Below are 14105 nucleotides of genomic sequence, written 5' to 3'. Positions count from 1 at the left end.
TCGATCAGCCGGCCTGGCCGCCCAGCTCCTCGACGGCCTTGTGCAGGAAGGCCGCGATCTCCTCCTTGCCGGGCAACTGCACCTGGTAGCGTGACACGAAGAGCTGGTTGCTCATGCCCGCCAGCGCGTACTGCACCAGTTCGGTGTTCTTGCCCGTGCACAGCAGGATGCCGATGGGCGGCTGGTCGCCGTCGCTCATCTCGTGCTGCCGGTAGTAGCCCACGTAGCTGTTGAGCTGGCCCAGGTGCTCGTGGCGGAAGGCGTCGTTCTTCAGTTCGATGAGCACATGGCACTTGAGCACGCGGTGGTAGAAGACCAGGTCCACGAAGAAGTGCTCGCCGCCGATCAGCAGCCGCTTTTGCCGTGCCTCGAAGCAGAAGCCGTGGCCCAGCTCCAGCAGGAAGGCCTGGAGCTTGTCGAGCAGGGCGTCTTCGAGCTCACCTTCGGTCACCACCTCCTGGGCCTTGAGGCCCAGGAACTCGAACACGTAGGGGTCGCGGATGAGCTGCTGCGGTGCGGCCCGCTCGGCGCTGGCATGGGCGCGCTTCGACAACGCGGCCTTGTTCGTGGACAAGCCGCTGCGCTGGTAGTACTGCGTGGCGATCTGGCGCTTGAGTTCGCGCACGGACCAGGTGCCGCGCAGAGTTTCGGCTTCATAGAAGGCGCGCTGCTGCTTGTCGTCCAGGTCCACCAGTTGTTCGAAGTGGCTGTATGAGAGGCGGTTGACGAGCAGTGCCGGGTACGCTGCGGACACGGCCGGCGATTGTGCGGACGGCGTCCGCACTTTCTCGCCGCGCGGCGGCGCCGGCTGCAGCGCTGCGAATGGTGCGGACACCGTCCGCACAATCTGCGGGTAGGCCCGGTAGAACGCCAGGTAGCCGTAGAGCTGGCGCCGGCCGCTGTTGCTGACGCCATGGCTGCGCAAGGCTTCGGACAGTTCGGCCAGCAACCGGTCGCCATAGGTGGCCCGGTCCGCGCCCTGCAGTTCGTAGTGGTGGATGTGCGCACCGATCAGCCAGTTGCGAAAGGTCAGGCTGATGTTGACGGCCCGCGTGGCTTGGCTGGCGCACTCCTGGTGCACCTGGCGGATGCTGGCCACCAGCGCGGCAAAACCCGGTGCCGACGGTGGCTTCGTGGGGCTGCGCCTAGACGGCATGGCCCGGCGCGGCGACGTTTTTGCGGATATCCCAGATCTCCGACATCGCCTCCGCGAAGCTGTCAGCCACCGCCTGCGCTCCCGCATGCCGGTGTGCGCTGACGACCCAGCGCCCCGCCACCATCACGTCCCGCCAGGGGCGGCCCGGGCTGGAGAACACCAGCGCGTCCAGCAGGTGCGTGGGCGGGATGCCCCTCAGCGCGTGGTCCTGCAGGTCGGCCACCAGCAGGTCGGCCCGCGCGCCGGCCTGCAGGCCCCAGGGGCCGAGGCCGGCCGCCGCGCCGCTGCCGGCCTGCACACGCGCCCACAGCCGCTCGGCGGTGGCCGGCTGCCCGGCCTCGGGGGCGGCGCTCACGTTGCGCTGCCGGCGTGCCAGGCGCTGGCCGTATTCGAGCAGGCGCAGCTCTTCGCGCCAGGCGCGTGTCACGTGGCTGTCGGAGCCGAGCGCCAGCGGGGCCCCGCTCGCCAGCCAGCCGGGCAGGTCGGCCAGGCCGTCGCCGAGGTTGGCCTCGGTGCTGGGGCACAGCACCGCGCCGGCGCCGGCCGCGGCCACCGCGTCGATCTCGGACGGCGTGGTGTGCGTGGCGTGCACGAGCTGCCAGCGTGCATCCAGCAGCCCCTGCCGCGCGAGCCATTCGATCGGCCGCTGGCCAGTGTGGCGCAGGCAGTCGTCGACCTCCGAGGTCTGCTCGGCCACGTGGATGTGGATCGGCCCGTCGAAGCCCTCGGCCAGCGTGCGCAGCCGGCCGATGGCCTCGGGCGGCGCGGCGCGCAGCGAGTGCAACGCCAGGCCTGCGGTGAGCAGCGGGCGGCCCGATGCGGCCAGCCGCTGCCGCGTGGCCCAGATGCCCTCGGCCGTGCTCGCGAAGCGCCGCTGGTCGGGCCGCAGCGCCGGCTGCGCGAAGCCCGCCCGTTCGTACAGCACCGGCAGCATCGTCAGGCCGATGCCGGCGTCGGCCGCGGCATCGGCCAGCGCCCAGCTCATCGCGAGCGGGTCGCCGTAGGGGCTGCCGTCCTCGTCGTGCTGCAGGTAATGGAACTCGCACACCTGCGTGTAGCCGCCGCGCAGCAGCTCCACGTACAGGTGCGTGGCGATCGCGCGCAGTTGCCCGGGCGTGATGCGCAGCGCCACCTGGTACATGCGGTCGCGCCAGCTCCAGAAGTCATCGGCCGCCTGCTCGCGCCGCTCGGCCAGGCCCGCGAAGGCGCGCTGGAAGGCGTGGCTGTGCGCATTGACCAAGCCCGGCAGCACCGGGCCGGCGAGGCGCTGCGCGTCCGGGGGGGGCTCGGCCACGCCGGGCCGCACCTCGGCCCAATGGCCTTGCGCGTCGACGGCCAGCAGCACGCCGTCATGCCAGCCGGCGGGCAGCCAAGCACGCGGCGCCCACCATCGGGCGGCCACGCTCAAGCCGGCCTCCAGTCGAGCATGGCCTGCAGCAGGCGGCGCAGCAGCGGCGTGATCTCGCCGGCGCGCAGCGCATGCCACTCCGCGGGGCTGCTTTCCTCCAAGTAGCAGCGCCAGCACATCTCGAGCTGCACCGCGTGCACGCCCCGGGCGGGCGCGCCGTAGAAGCGGGTGATGTGGCCGCCCTTGAAGCGGCCGTCGACCACATGGCTGTGCTGCGTCTGGCTGGCCAGCACCGCGGCCAGCGCGTCGCGCAGCGACGGGTCGCAGGCCGTGCCGCCGGCCGTGCCGAGGTTGAGCGCCGGCAGCGTGCCTTCGAAGAGCCAGGGCAGCTCGCTCTTGATGCTGTGGCCGTCGAACAGCACGACGTGGCCATGCTCGGCACGCAGCCGTGCCAGTTCGCCCGCCAGCGCCTCGTGGTAGGGGCGCCAGAAGAGGTCGACGCGCTGCTGCACCTCGATGTCGCCGGGCGCCTGGCCCTCGCGGTACAGCGGCTCGCCGGTGAAGAAGCGGGTCGGGCAGAGTTCGGTGTTGTTTGCGCCCGGGTACATCGGCGTGTTGTCGGGCGGCCGGTTCAGGTCGACCACGTAGCGGCTGAAGTGCGGCACGAGCAGGCTGGCACCCAATTCCTGCGCAAAGCCGTACAGCCGGTCGAGGTGCCAATCGGTGTCTTCGACGGCCAGCGCGCGCGGCACGAAGCGCCCGCGCAGTTCGGGCGGGATCTCCCGGCCCGCATGGGGCACGCTGACCAGCAGCGGCCGCCGGCCCGGGTGCAGGGTGAACACGGTGTGATCGGTCATGCTGTCTCCTTGCGCGTGTGGCGGCATACGTCCGGGCCGCCGGGCGCGCCGTGCAGACTGTGCCCGATCCAGAAGCCGCACGGGCCGGCGTCGCCGCCACCGCCATCGTCCGCGATGGGGTCATAGCGGCAGGGGGCGCCGCCTTCGTGCCACAGCAGGGTGAACGGCGCGACCGGCACGGCCTCGCCGCCGGCGGCCCGCCAGGTGCCGGCGGCCAGCGCGAACAGGCCGCGCGCCTCGAAGGGCTCGCACCATTCGACGCCCGGCACCACCGTGCGCAGCACGCCGCTGCCGCGTTGCACCATCACGTTGAGGTTGCGCGTGGGCCCGTCGATCAGGCGGCAGCCGGGCGCCGCCGCACCATCGAAGGCCAGCGGGGGGTCGCTGCGCGTCTGCCGCACGCGGCCCGCCGGCAGCGCGAGCAGCACGCCGGCCCCTTCGAGCATCGCGAACCAGCGCTGCACGCCCGGGAAGGCGGAGAAGTCGCCGTCGCGCTCGACGTCCGCCACGCTGATGCGCAGGGCCCAGCCGTCGTCCTGCGGACTGGCGCCTGCTGCCGGCCGGCGCAGCAGCTCGCGCGTGTGCCCGCCCCCGTTGCGCCAGGGCAGGGGCGCCTGCGCGTGCAGGGGGATGAGCGAGGCGGTCACGGCTTGAAGTGGCCTTCGATGAGGTAGCGCGAGCCCGGGTGCACCAGCCGCGCGAGGGTGATGCCGACGCCGCGGCTCTCGGTGCGGCGCACGATCACGAGGCAGGCCTCGTCGCGGCGGATGCCGAGCAGCCGTGCCTCCTCGGCCGTCGGCGGGCTGGCCTCGATCGCGTAGTGCGCTTCCCAGGTCGGGGCGACCGTGCGCAGGTAGTTCGTCGGGGTGGTCTGCTCGAAGTCGACGCCCAGGTAGCCGGGCGCGCAGGCGGGGTTGACGTAGCGGTCCTCGCACTGCAGCGGCACGCCGTTGTCGAGGTGCACGATCCGCGTATGGAACACCTTCGCGCCCTCGGCCATGCCGAGCTGGTGGGCGAGTTCGGCGGTGGCGCGCTCCGCCTGCTTGAGGTGGACCACCGCGCGGTGCTCGTGGCCGCGCGCGCCGATTTCCTCGTGCAGGTCGCGGATGGTCAGCCGCGACGACACCCCGTGCAGCTGCGCCGCGTAGGTGCCCGAACCCTGCACGCGGTCGACCAGCCCTTCGCTCTGCAGTTCGCGCAGCGCACGGTTGACCGTCATGCGGCTGACCGAGAAGCGCTGCACCAGCTCGGCCTCCGAGGGCATCAGCGTGCCGGGCGTCCAGCGCCCGCGCGCCAGCTCGCGCTTGAGGTACTGCTTGACCCTGGCATACGGCGGCAGGGGCGCGGGGGAGGTCTTGATGGCCATGGGCAACATCCTACTTGCCTGAAGTTGTATAGACAAATAGAGTCTGCAGGATGGCGACCCTCGAAATCGATCCCGGCCGGCTGACGCTCGATGCGCTCCAGGCCATCCATGCCGGCGGCGTCGAACTGTCGGTTGCCCCGCACGCCGCCGCTGCCGTGCAGGCGAGCGCCGCCGTGGTGCAGGCCGCGGCCGCGGGCGAGGCTCCTGTATACGGCGTCAACACCGGTTTTGGCAAGCTCGCCAACCAGCGCATCAGCGAGCAGGACCTCGACACCCTGCAGCTCAACCTGATCCGCTCGCACAGCGTGGGGGTGGGGGCGCCGTTGCAGCCGGCGGTGGTGCGGCTGATGCTGGCGCTCAAGGCCGCCAGCCTGGCGCGCGGCCATTCCGGTGTGCGGCCGGTCGTCATCGAGACGCTGCTGGCGGTGCACAACGCCGGGCTGGTCCCCTATGTGCCCAGCCAGGGCTCGGTGGGCGCCTCGGGCGACCTGGCGCCGCTGGCGCACATGACGCTGGCGCTGATGGGCGAGGGCGACGTGCTCACCGCCGACGGCGGCCGCCGCCCCGCCGCCGCCGCGTTGCAGCAGGCCGGCATCGCACCGCTGAAGCTCGCCGCCAAGGAGGGCCTGGCGCTGATCAACGGCACGCAGACCTCCACCGCGCTGGCGCTGCACGCGCTGCTGGCCTTCGAGCCGGTGCTCGAATCGGCGCTGGTGGTGGGGGCGCTCACCGTCGATGCCGCCCGCGGCAGCGACGGCCCGTTCGATCCGCGCATCCACGCGCTGCGCGGCCAGCCCGGGCAGATCGACGTGGCGCAGTACTACCGCGCACTGCTTCAGGGCAGCCCGATCCGGGCTTCCCACGTCCAGGGCCCCAAGTCGGGCGCTGCGCGTCCGCCGTCCCCCGAGGGGAGCGGGCCTCGCTGGAGCGGCCAGTCGCTGGCCGAGGGCGACGACCGCGTGCAGGACCCGTACTGCCTGCGCTGCCAGCCGCAGGTGGTGGGCGCTTGTCTAGACCAGTTGCGGCATGCGGCGCTCGTCCTGGTGCGCGAGGCCAATGCGGTGACGGACAACCCGCTGGTGTTTGCCGAAGACGGGGCGATGGACCCGGCGCTGGGCCGCCCCGAGCCGGGTCGCGCCCCCTCGGGGGGCCGCGAGCGCAGCGAGCTTGGGGGCACCATGATCTCCGGCGGCAACTTCCACGCGGAGCCCGTGGCACTGGCGGCCGACGCGATGGCGCTGGCGATCGCCGAGGTGGGCGCCATCGCCGAGCGGCGCATCGCCATGCTGATCGACACCGGCGTATCGCGCCTGCCGCCCTTCCTCACCGCCAACGCGGGCCTGAACAGCGGCTTCATGATCGCGCACGTCACCGCGGCGTCGCTGGCCAGCGAGAACAAGTCGCTCGCCCACCCCGCCAGCGTGGACAGCCTGCCCACCTCGGCCAACCAGGAAGACCACGTCTCGATGGCCACCTTCGCGGCGCGCCGGCTGCAGCCCATGATCGCCAACACCGCGCACATCCTCGGCATCGAGCTGCTGGCAGCGGCGCAGGGCATCGAGTTCCTGCGGCCGCTGCGCAGCTCCGGCGCGCTGGAGCAGGTGCATGCGCTGCTGCGCAGCCAGTGCCCCAGCGTCGACGTGGACCGCTACCTCGCGCCCGACATCGAGCGCGCGACGGCGCTCGTCACCAGCGGGGCGCTGGCGCGCATCTTGCGAACGCTGCCCGCCTTGCCGGTGCTGTGGATTCCGGCCTGACCCATCCCACCCGAGAGAAAGAATCACCATGAAGCTCAAGCCCGCGCTGATGGCGTCCCTGGTTGCCGCGGCCTGCGCCGCCGTGGCGCCGATGGCGTCCGCCCAGGAAACCAAGGTCGCCATCGGCATCTCCGGCTGGACGGGCTTCGCGCCGCTCACGCTGGCCAAGGAAGCCGGCCTCTTCAAGAAGCACGGGCTCGACGTCACGATCAAGAAGATTCCGCAGAAGGACCGCCACCTCGCGCTGGCCTCGGGCGACATCCAGTGCGCGGCCACCACGGTCGAGACCTGGGTGGTCTGGAACGCCAACGGCGTGGCCAGCACGCAGATCTTCCAGATGGACAAGAGCTACGGCGCCGATGGCCTGGTGGTCAAGCCGGGCATCGAGAAGATCACCGACCTGAAGGGCAAGACCCTCGCCGCCAGCGCGCCCGGCACCGCGCCGTACTTCGGCGCCGCATGGATCCTGAAGAAGAACGGCATGTCGATCAAGGACGTGAAGGTGCTGACGCTGGAGCCGCAGCCGGTGGCCAACGCGTTCCTGGCCGGCACCGGCGGCATCGACGCCGGCATGACCTACGAGCCGTACCTGTCGAGCGTGCGCGCCAAGCCCGAGGCGGGCAAGATCATCGCCACGACGATCGACTACCCGATGGTGATGGACACCTTCGGCTGCACGCCGAAGTTCCTGGCCGAGAACCCGAAGGCGGCCAAGGGCTTCGCCGACGCGTACTTCGATGCGGTCGAGATGATCAAGGCCGAGCCCAAGAAGAGCTTCGAGATCATGGGCGCCGACGTCAAGCAGACGGCCGAGGCCTTCGAAGCCTCGCAGAAGTTCCTGCGCTGGCAGGACAAGGCGGCGAACCAGAAGTTCTTCGCCGGGGAGTTCCAGCAGTTCACCAAGGAGGCGGCCGACCTGCTGCTGGAGGTGGGCATCATCCGCCAGATCCCCGACCTGACGAAGCTGGCCGACACGCAGTTCATCAAGTAACGCAGGGCCTGCCACACCTCGCCCATGACGCCGCTCAAGCCCGTCAGCCCCGGCCTGCGCATCGCGCTCGGGGCCGCCTTCTTCGTCCTCTTCTTCGCCGTCTGGGCCATCGCCACGCTGGGCGGCCACGTCAGCAAGACCTTCCTGGCCGACCCAATCACGATGGTGAAGAGCGGCTGGACGCTGCTCACCGAGATGGGCTTCGCCGTCGACATCGGCATGACGGTGTGGCGCGTGCTGGGCGGCTTCACCATCGCCGCGGTGCTGGCGTTGCCGCTGGGCGTGGCCATGGGTGCGTACAAGCCGATCGAGGCGTTCTTCGAGCCCTTCGTCAGCTTCGCGCGCTACCTGCCGGCCAGCGCGTTCATCCCGCTGCTCATCCTGTGGGCGGGCCTGGGCGAGGCGCAGAAGCTCTCCGTCATCTTCATCGGCAGCTTCTTCAACCTGGTGCTGATGATCGCGGTGGCGGTGGGCAACACGCGGCGCGACCTGGTGGAGGCCGCCTACACGCTGGGTTGCGGCGACCGGGGCGTGGTGCGGCGGGTGCTGATCCCCGGCGCGGCGCCGGAGATCGCCGAGATCCTGCGCATGGTGCTGGGCTGGGCCTGGACGTACGTGATCGTCGCCGAGCTGATCGGCGCGTCCAGCGGCATCGGCCACATGATCACCGACAGCCAGGCGCTGCTCGCCACCGACCAGATCATCTTCGGCATCATCGTGATCGGGCTCATCGGGCTGGCGAGCGATCTGCTGTTCAAGACGGTCAACCGCAAGGTGTTTGCCTGGGCGGCACTGGGAAGGTGATCGAGGGCCTATGGCAGAGAGGCCGACGTTGTTGCTCTGCGGACCCTGGGCCGTGCCTGAGCGCCCCGTCGTCCCGCGACCGCGCCGTTGACCTCCGAAGCCACTGAACGGGAAAGCCCATGACCATCCTCCTCGAAGTCAAAGGCGTCGAACGCCGCTTCCAGTCGAGCCACGGCAGCACGTTGGCGCTGTCGGCCACCGACCTGCAGGTGGCCGAGAACGACTTCATCACCATCCTCGGCCCGTCGGGCTGCGGCAAGAGCACGCTGCTGCGCATCGTGGCCGGGCTCGACCACCCGACCGCCGGCGAGGTGCTGCTCGACGGCCGGCGCGTCACCGGCCCCGGGGCCGACCGCGGCATGGTGTTCCAGAGCTACACGCTGTTCCCCTGGCTCACGGTGCGCGACAACGTCTGCTTCGGCCTGCGCGAGCGCGGCCTGCCGCGGGCCCAGCAGATCGAGATCGCGCAGGGCTTCATCCAGAAGGTGGGCCTGACCGGCTTCGAGCACCACTACCCGAAGCAGCTTTCCGGCGGCATGCAGCAGCGCACGGCGCTGGCCCGCGCGCTGGCCAACGGCCCTCGCATGCTGCTGATGGACGAGCCCTTCGGCGCACTCGACCACCAGACGCGCGAGCTGATGCAGGAGCTGCTGCTCGGCATCTGGGAAGCTGAGCGCACCACGGTGCTTTTCGTCACCCACGACATCGACGAGGCCGTCTTCATGGGCAGCCGGGTGATGGTGATGAGCGCGCGGCCCGGCCGCATCAAGCTCGACCGGCCGGTGCCCATCCCGCACCCCCGCCACTACGCCGTGAAGACCACCCCGGCGTTCTCGGCGCTGAAGGCCGAGCTGACCGAGCAGGTGCGCATCGAGGTGCTGGCCGCCCAGGCGGCGATGGCCTGACGAACGTGCGCCGGGCCGCTGGCGCCCGGCAGGCGCCGCGACTCAGCGCCGGCCGAAGGCGCCGCGCAGGCCTTCGGTGGCCTGCAGCGTGCCGACCTCGATGCCGTTCCAGTTGCGCAGCACCCCGCGGCTCAGGCTGGCGAGCAGGCTCGCCTGCGCGTCGTCCAGCGGCAGCAGCGCCTCGATCACCGCCGCCATCGCCACCTCGGCCGCGCGTGCGTTGTTGCCGTCGTCCATCTTGATCGCCACGCCCAAGCCCAATGTGGGCAGCGCGGCGCAGAAGACGCCTTCGGCGCCCACCTTGCAGAACACCCGCTCGCCCAGGCGCTCCATCACGCGGGTGTCGAAACGGCCGGTGCCCGCGACCATGAACGGCGCGGCCGCCACGGCACGCCGCAGCCGGGCCGCGGCCTGTGCGCGGCCGGGCGAGAGGCCCTGGCCGGTGGCCACGCGCGCAAAACCCCGGGCCAGCTGCCGCAGCGGGATGCCGTAGGTGGGGATCGAGCAGCCGTCGGTGCCCATGGGCGCCCGCGAGAGGTCGCAGCCGGTGGCCGCCTGCAGCGCGGCCGTCACCTCGCGCATCACCGGATGCCCCGGCTGCAGGTAGCCGCCGACGAAGCCGCCGGGCTCCCGGCCGGCCTGCCGCGCCATCAGGCAGCCCAGGCACACTAAGCCCGCGTGCTTGCCGGAGCAGTTGTTGTGCAGCGCGCTCGGCGCCTGGCCCGCTGCGGCCAGGGCACGGGCCGCGCCCTCGTGCCCCGGCCAGTGGGCGCCGCATTCGAGCGCCGCGGGGTCCAGGCCGGCCTTGGCGAGCATCGACGCGGCCGTGCGCACGTGCGCGGGCTCGCCGTTGTGCGAGGCGCAGGCCAGCGCAAGCTCCTCGTCGGTCAGCCCGAAGTGCTCGGCCGCGCCGCTGTCCACCAGCGGCAGCGCCTGCAGCACCTTCACCGCGGAGCGCGGGAACACCGGCCGGTCGATGTCGCCGAGCGCGGTGTGCAGCGCGCCGTCGGCCTGCGCGATCGCCAGCGCCCCGCGGTGGAAGGACTCGACCACGCCGCCGCGGGTGGCCTCGACCAGGATGGGGTGCTGCTGCATCGTCGTCTCCTCCGCCGGCGTGCCGGGCCGGGCCACTGTAGCGCCGGCATCGACAATCCCGGTGATGGATGTCCTGGGGATCGACTTCACCAGCCGCCCGACGGCGCGCAAGCCCATCGTCGTCGCGCAGGGCCGGCTCGAAGGGGTGCGGCTCGGCCTGCAGCGGCTGGAGGCACACCCCAGCTTCGAAGCCTTCAGCCAGCGGCTGGAGGTGCCCGGGCCCTGGGTCGGCGGCTTCGACCTCCCCTTCGGCCTGCCCCGCGCGCTGGTGGAGGCGCTGGGGTGGCCCGGCGACTGGGCCGCGCTGATGTCGCACTACGCGGGCCTGCCGCGCGACGAGGTGCGGCGCGCGTTCGCCGCCTTCTGCGCGGCGCGGCCCGCCGGCAGCAAGTTCGTGCACCGCGCCTGCGACGGGCCGGCCGGCTCCTCGCCGTCGATGAAGTGGGTCAACCCGCCGGTGGCGCTGATGATGCACGCGGGCGTGCCGCTGCTGCGTGCGGCCGGGCTGCACCTGCCGGGCCTGCAGGCGGGCGACCCGACCCGCGTGGCGCTGGAGGCCTACCCCGGGCTGCTGGCGCGCGAGCTGATCGGGCGCCGCTCGTACAAGAGCGACGACCGTGCGAAGCAGACGCCCGAGCGGCTCATTGCCCGCAAGGATGCCCTGGAGGCGCTGGAACAGGGCCGCACGCGCCTGGGCCTGCGCCTGAGGCTCAGCCACGCGCAGCGCGACCAACTTGCCGACGATCCCTCGGGCGACCGGCTCGATGCCGTGCTGTGCATGGTGCAGGCCGCCTGGGCGAGCCGGCAGCCGGACTGGGGGCTCCCGCAGCCCATGGACCCGCTCGAGGGGTGGATCGTCAGCGCGCCCGCCGGCGGCTGAGCTGGTCGCTGGGCCGGCAGGCGCAGGCGCTTCGGCGCCGCATCGCGGCGGCTGCGCCGTTAGTCGATGGTTGGCCGTTCCTGTGTTGCCGCTTCATTGCCAATGAAAGCAAATGTGTTTTTTTGGGTGGCGGTTATGCGGTACACCGCACTTTTCCATCCGGGTTAACACCTCGCTTGCATTTTGACCAAAGTCCATACAGTCAACTTCGCACAGCGCTGGTGCGAAATTACAACAGCCGCCCATGCAGCGCACCATCCAGGTGCGTTCTCGGCGGCATACAGGAGACAACTCGAATGGCTAACCGATCCTCGTTGCGTCGGCTGGGGCTGGCGTGCGCGATGCCCCTGCTCCTCAGTGCCTGTGCGGGCATGCACCACCACGGAGGGGGTGCCCATCCCGGCGGGGGCAAGGCCGTCGTCGCCACCAGCGACGCCCCGGCTGCCATCGGCCCCTACTCCCAGGCCATACGGCATGGCAACACGCTGTACCTGGCGGGGCAGATCCCGATCGACCCGAAGACCAACCAGCTCAACACCGGCACGATCGAGGAGCAGACGCGCCTCGTACTCGACAACCTGAAGGCCGTGCTGGCGGCCAGCGGGATGACGATGGACAACGTCGTGCTGACCCACGTCTTCATGAAGGACCTGAACGACTTCGCGAAGATGAACGCGGTCTACGCGACCTACTTCACCGACAAGCCGCCGGCCCGTGCCACGGTGCAGGTGGCTCGGCTGCCGCGCGACGTGGCCGTCGAGATCTCCGCCGTCGCGGTGCGCTAGCCGAGCGCGCCGGCTGCGCCGCTGCGGCGGCGCGCCGGCTTTCCCGACCTGTTCGTTCCGACCGTTTTCGACGCGCCGGGCGCCGCGTTGCGCCCATCTGGACCCCCGTGTGTTCATTCCACCCCGACGTTAGGAAGGAAGATCCCATGTCCGAGCACGAAACATCCCTGTCGTTCGAACCTGAAGCGACGCCGCAGCGGCGCAGCTTCTTCAAGCTGGTGGGCGCCGGCGCCGGCGCGATGACGCTGGGCGCGCTGCCGCTGGTCAGCAAGGAGGCCTTCGCGGCCACCAACCACGTGATGGGCGAACCCTTGCCCGCCTTCACGCTGGACCCGTCCATTCTCTACATGAACATCGGCACGACCGGCTCCACGCCGGCGCACCTGCTGAAGGCCTTCGACGACTACAACCGCCTGGTGGCGCGCGATCCGCGCGAGAGCCTGGGCGGCACGACGCCGATGCGCGCGGCCATCGCCCCCGGCTTCGGCTGCGAGACCGAAGAAATCGTGATGAGCTACAACACGACGGACGGGATGAACAAGATCCTGGCCGGCGTGGAGCTCAACGCCGGCGACGAGATCATCACCACCAACCACGAGCACCCGGGTGGCAACGGCCCGATGAACCTGCTGGCCTGGCGCAAGGGCGTGGTGATCAAGCGGGTGAACCTGCCGGTGGGCAACAACCAGACCGCGCAGGACTACGTGAACCTGTTCGCCGCGGCGATCACGCCGGCCACCAAGGCCTTCGTGTTCTCGGCGCCCACGTACCTCACCGGCACGATGCTGCCGTACAAGCGCCTGGCCGCGCTGGCGCAGCAGCACAACATCATGACCATCGTCGACGGTGCCCACATCACCGGGATGATGAACATCAAGTTCCACGAGACCGGGATCGACTTCTGGGGCTGCTCGGGCCACAAGTGGCAGTGCGGGCCCGGCGGCACCGGCATCCTCTACATCCGCAACCGCGTGAGCCAGTACAACCCGCTGCCGCTGTTCAACTTCTGGCCGAGCAACACCAACAACACCGCGCTCACCGGCCCGCGCACCAACGCCAACGCGGCCACCTACACCATCGGCACGCGCGTGCAGAGCATCGGCAACCCCAACTACCCGATGCTGAAGGTCTTCTCCGAGTGCTGCACCTACTGGGACGAGATCGGCCGCGCGGCGATCGAGGCGCACGACCTGGCGCTCTCGGCCTACCTGAAGCAGAAGATCGCGCAGTACTGGGGCGTCTCGCGGCTGTATTCGCCGATGGGCGATCCGGAACTGGTCTCGGCGCTGACCTCGTTCAGCCCCTTCCACGCCTCCAACCTGGTGCTGGCCACCGGCTCGGCGGCGACGGCGGAGACCACGCAGTCCAACCAGTTCGTGGAGCGGCTGCGCACGCAGTACGGCATCGTGGTGCGCAACACGGCCGTGCCGGTGATCGGCTCGCCGGCACCGCACCACCCGCTGCGCATCTCGACCCATCTGTTCCATTCGGCGCAGGACGTCGACCGCCTCGTCGCCTCGATGCGCGAGCTGACCAAGCTGATGCTTTCGGGCCGCTGAACAAGACCATTCCTGCAGGAGAGAAACCCATGAACACCAAGCACACCATGATGGCGCTGGCGATCGGTGCCGCCTTCCTCACCACGGGCGCGCAGGCGGCCATGCTCGACTTCAGCGGCACCACCGCTGGCGGGCCGACCTTCGACCGGCCCCTCGAGACACTGGACTTCCTGCCCTTGATCGGCGAGGACGCGCGCTACAACGCGTTCCAGTTCACCGTCGACACCAGCGGCTTCTACAACTTCCTCAGTACCGTCACCGGCTGGGACAACTTCACGCTGCTCTACGGCCCCGGCTTCAACGCCGCGTCGCCGCTGACCAACGCGCTGGCGGCCAACGACGATTTTGGCGCCCCGGGCCAGTCGGGCTTCTCGTTCGGCCTGACGGCCGGCGTCGCGTACACCTTCGTGACGACGGGCTTCGACGGGGCGGTGGACTTCGGCGCCTTCAACAACAGCATCGCGGGGCCGGGCAGCATCGCGGCGGTGCCGGAGGCGGGCACGCTGGCCATGATGGCGATGGGGCTGGCGCTGGTCGGGCTGCTGCGCCGCCGGCGCTGAGGGCGCGTTCGCCCGGGCGGGCGGACGGCGGCGGCTTCGGTA

At 70.8% G+C, this 14105-nt stretch carries 14 protein-coding genes; 8 read left to right on the top strand and 6 right to left on the bottom strand.

The window, feature by feature from the left end; translation table 11 throughout:
* Nucleotides 1–4 precede the first annotated feature (4 nt).
* The 5 genes from V4F39_RS02255 to hutC are packed head-to-tail and all read right to left on the bottom strand — an operon-like array spanning nt 5 to nt 4727.
* Nucleotides 5–1099, bottom strand: coding sequence for a PDDEXK nuclease domain-containing protein (locus V4F39_RS02255; RefSeq protein ID WP_332287610.1), 1095 nt, complete (start codon nt 1097–1099; stop codon nt 5–7).
* Between the two features lie 46 nt (nt 1100–1145).
* A complete protein-coding gene (locus V4F39_RS02250) occupies nt 1146–2564 on the bottom strand; it encodes a formimidoylglutamate deiminase (RefSeq protein WP_378235014.1) in 1419 nt (472 codons plus the stop codon).
* Entirely contained in the window at nt 2561–3361 is an 801-nt protein-coding gene (gene hutG / locus V4F39_RS02245; protein ID WP_332287609.1) for an N-formylglutamate deformylase, read from the bottom strand. Before hutG ends, V4F39_RS02250 begins: the two co-directional genes overlap by 4 nt.
* Nucleotides 3358–4008: a HutD/Ves family protein gene (locus tag V4F39_RS02240; RefSeq protein ID WP_332287608.1), complete on the bottom strand. Its 651-nt coding sequence runs from the start codon at nt 4006–4008 to the stop codon at nt 3358–3360. The genes hutG and V4F39_RS02240 overlap by 4 nt, the downstream gene beginning before the upstream one ends.
* Complete coding sequence (hutC, locus tag V4F39_RS02235; protein WP_332287607.1) at nt 4005–4727, bottom strand: histidine utilization transcriptional repressor HutC; 723 nt, start codon at nt 4725–4727, stop codon at nt 4005–4007. The genes V4F39_RS02240 and hutC overlap by 4 nt, the downstream gene beginning before the upstream one ends.
* Nucleotides 4728–4777: 50 nt before the next feature.
* Between hutC and hutH the strand changes: the two genes are divergently transcribed.
* The 4 genes from hutH to V4F39_RS02215 all read left to right on the top strand — a co-directional run bounded on the left by hutH (nt 4778) and on the right by V4F39_RS02215 (nt 9184).
* Nucleotides 4778–6484: a histidine ammonia-lyase gene (gene hutH / locus V4F39_RS02230; RefSeq protein WP_332287606.1), complete on the top strand. Its 1707-nt coding sequence runs from the start codon at nt 4778–4780 to the stop codon at nt 6482–6484.
* 28 nt (nt 6485–6512) lie between these two features.
* Complete coding sequence (locus tag V4F39_RS02225) at nt 6513–7475, top strand: ABC transporter substrate-binding protein (RefSeq protein WP_332287605.1); 963 nt, start codon at nt 6513–6515, stop codon at nt 7473–7475.
* Nucleotides 7476–7499: 24 nt separating this feature from the next.
* Nucleotides 7500–8279, top strand: coding sequence for an ABC transporter permease (locus V4F39_RS02220; protein ID WP_332287604.1), 780 nt, complete (start codon nt 7500–7502; stop codon nt 8277–8279).
* Between the two features lie 119 nt (nt 8280–8398).
* On the top strand, nt 8399–9184 hold the full coding sequence (locus V4F39_RS02215; RefSeq protein ID WP_332287603.1) for an ABC transporter ATP-binding protein: 786 nt from the start codon (nt 8399–8401) through the stop codon (nt 9182–9184).
* A 42-nt stretch (nt 9185–9226) separates the two neighbouring features.
* Here V4F39_RS02215 and V4F39_RS02210 read toward each other — a convergent pair whose 3' ends face one another.
* On the bottom strand, nt 9227–10279 hold the full coding sequence (locus V4F39_RS02210) for an asparaginase (RefSeq protein WP_332287602.1): 1053 nt from the start codon (nt 10277–10279) through the stop codon (nt 9227–9229).
* 64 nt (nt 10280–10343) lie between these two features.
* On the opposite strand from V4F39_RS02210, the gene V4F39_RS02205 reads away from it, so the two are divergent.
* The 4 genes from V4F39_RS02205 (at nt 10344) to V4F39_RS02190 (ending at nt 14063) form a co-directional block, all read left to right on the top strand.
* Nucleotides 10344–11159 (top strand): DUF429 domain-containing protein, encoded by an 816-nt coding sequence (locus tag V4F39_RS02205; protein WP_332287601.1) that lies wholly within the window; start codon nt 10344–10346, stop codon nt 11157–11159.
* A 296-nt stretch (nt 11160–11455) separates the two neighbouring features.
* Complete coding sequence (locus V4F39_RS02200) at nt 11456–11944, top strand: RidA family protein (protein WP_332287600.1); 489 nt, start codon at nt 11456–11458, stop codon at nt 11942–11944.
* A 146-nt stretch (nt 11945–12090) separates the two neighbouring features.
* A complete protein-coding gene (locus V4F39_RS02195) occupies nt 12091–13503 on the top strand; it encodes an aminotransferase class V-fold PLP-dependent enzyme (protein ID WP_332287599.1) in 1413 nt (470 codons plus the stop codon).
* A 29-nt stretch (nt 13504–13532) separates the two neighbouring features.
* Nucleotides 13533–14063, top strand: coding sequence for a PEP-CTERM sorting domain-containing protein (locus V4F39_RS02190; RefSeq protein ID WP_332287598.1), 531 nt, complete (start codon nt 13533–13535; stop codon nt 14061–14063).
* The last annotated feature ends 42 nt before the right edge of the window (nt 14064–14105 follow it).

Origin of the sequence: Aquincola agrisoli (assembly GCF_036621135.1) — a bacterium.
Classification (GTDB): Bacteria; Pseudomonadota; Gammaproteobacteria; order Burkholderiales; family Burkholderiaceae_C; genus Aquincola; species Aquincola agrisoli.
This window is presented reverse-complemented; position numbering and strand designations above follow the sequence as displayed.

Bases quoted from the DNA above. Each gene is read 5' to 3' on its own strand.
- hutH (WP_332287606.1), top strand. From the start codon at position 4,778: ATGGCGACCCTCGAAATCGATCCCGGCCGGCTGACGCTCGATGCGCTC.
- V4F39_RS02210 (WP_332287602.1), bottom strand. From the start codon at position 10,279: ATGCAGCAGCACCCCATCCTGGTCGAGGCCACCCGCGGCGGCGTGGTC.
- V4F39_RS02220 (WP_332287604.1), top strand. From the start codon at position 7,500: ATGACGCCGCTCAAGCCCGTCAGCCCCGGCCTGCGCATCGCGCTCGGG.
- V4F39_RS02195 (WP_332287599.1), top strand. From the start codon at position 12,091: ATGTCCGAGCACGAAACATCCCTGTCGTTCGAACCTGAAGCGACGCCG.
- hutG (WP_332287609.1), bottom strand. From the start codon at position 3,361: ATGACCGATCACACCGTGTTCACCCTGCACCCGGGCCGGCGGCCGCTG.
- V4F39_RS02215 (WP_332287603.1), top strand. From the start codon at position 8,399: ATGACCATCCTCCTCGAAGTCAAAGGCGTCGAACGCCGCTTCCAGTCG.
- hutC (WP_332287607.1), bottom strand. From the start codon at position 4,727: ATGGCCATCAAGACCTCCCCCGCGCCCCTGCCGCCGTATGCCAGGGTC.
- V4F39_RS02190 (WP_332287598.1), top strand. From the start codon at position 13,533: ATGAACACCAAGCACACCATGATGGCGCTGGCGATCGGTGCCGCCTTC.
- V4F39_RS02205 (WP_332287601.1), top strand. From the start codon at position 10,344: ATGGATGTCCTGGGGATCGACTTCACCAGCCGCCCGACGGCGCGCAAG.
- V4F39_RS02225 (WP_332287605.1), top strand. From the start codon at position 6,513: ATGAAGCTCAAGCCCGCGCTGATGGCGTCCCTGGTTGCCGCGGCCTGC.
- V4F39_RS02200 (WP_332287600.1), top strand. From the start codon at position 11,456: ATGGCTAACCGATCCTCGTTGCGTCGGCTGGGGCTGGCGTGCGCGATG.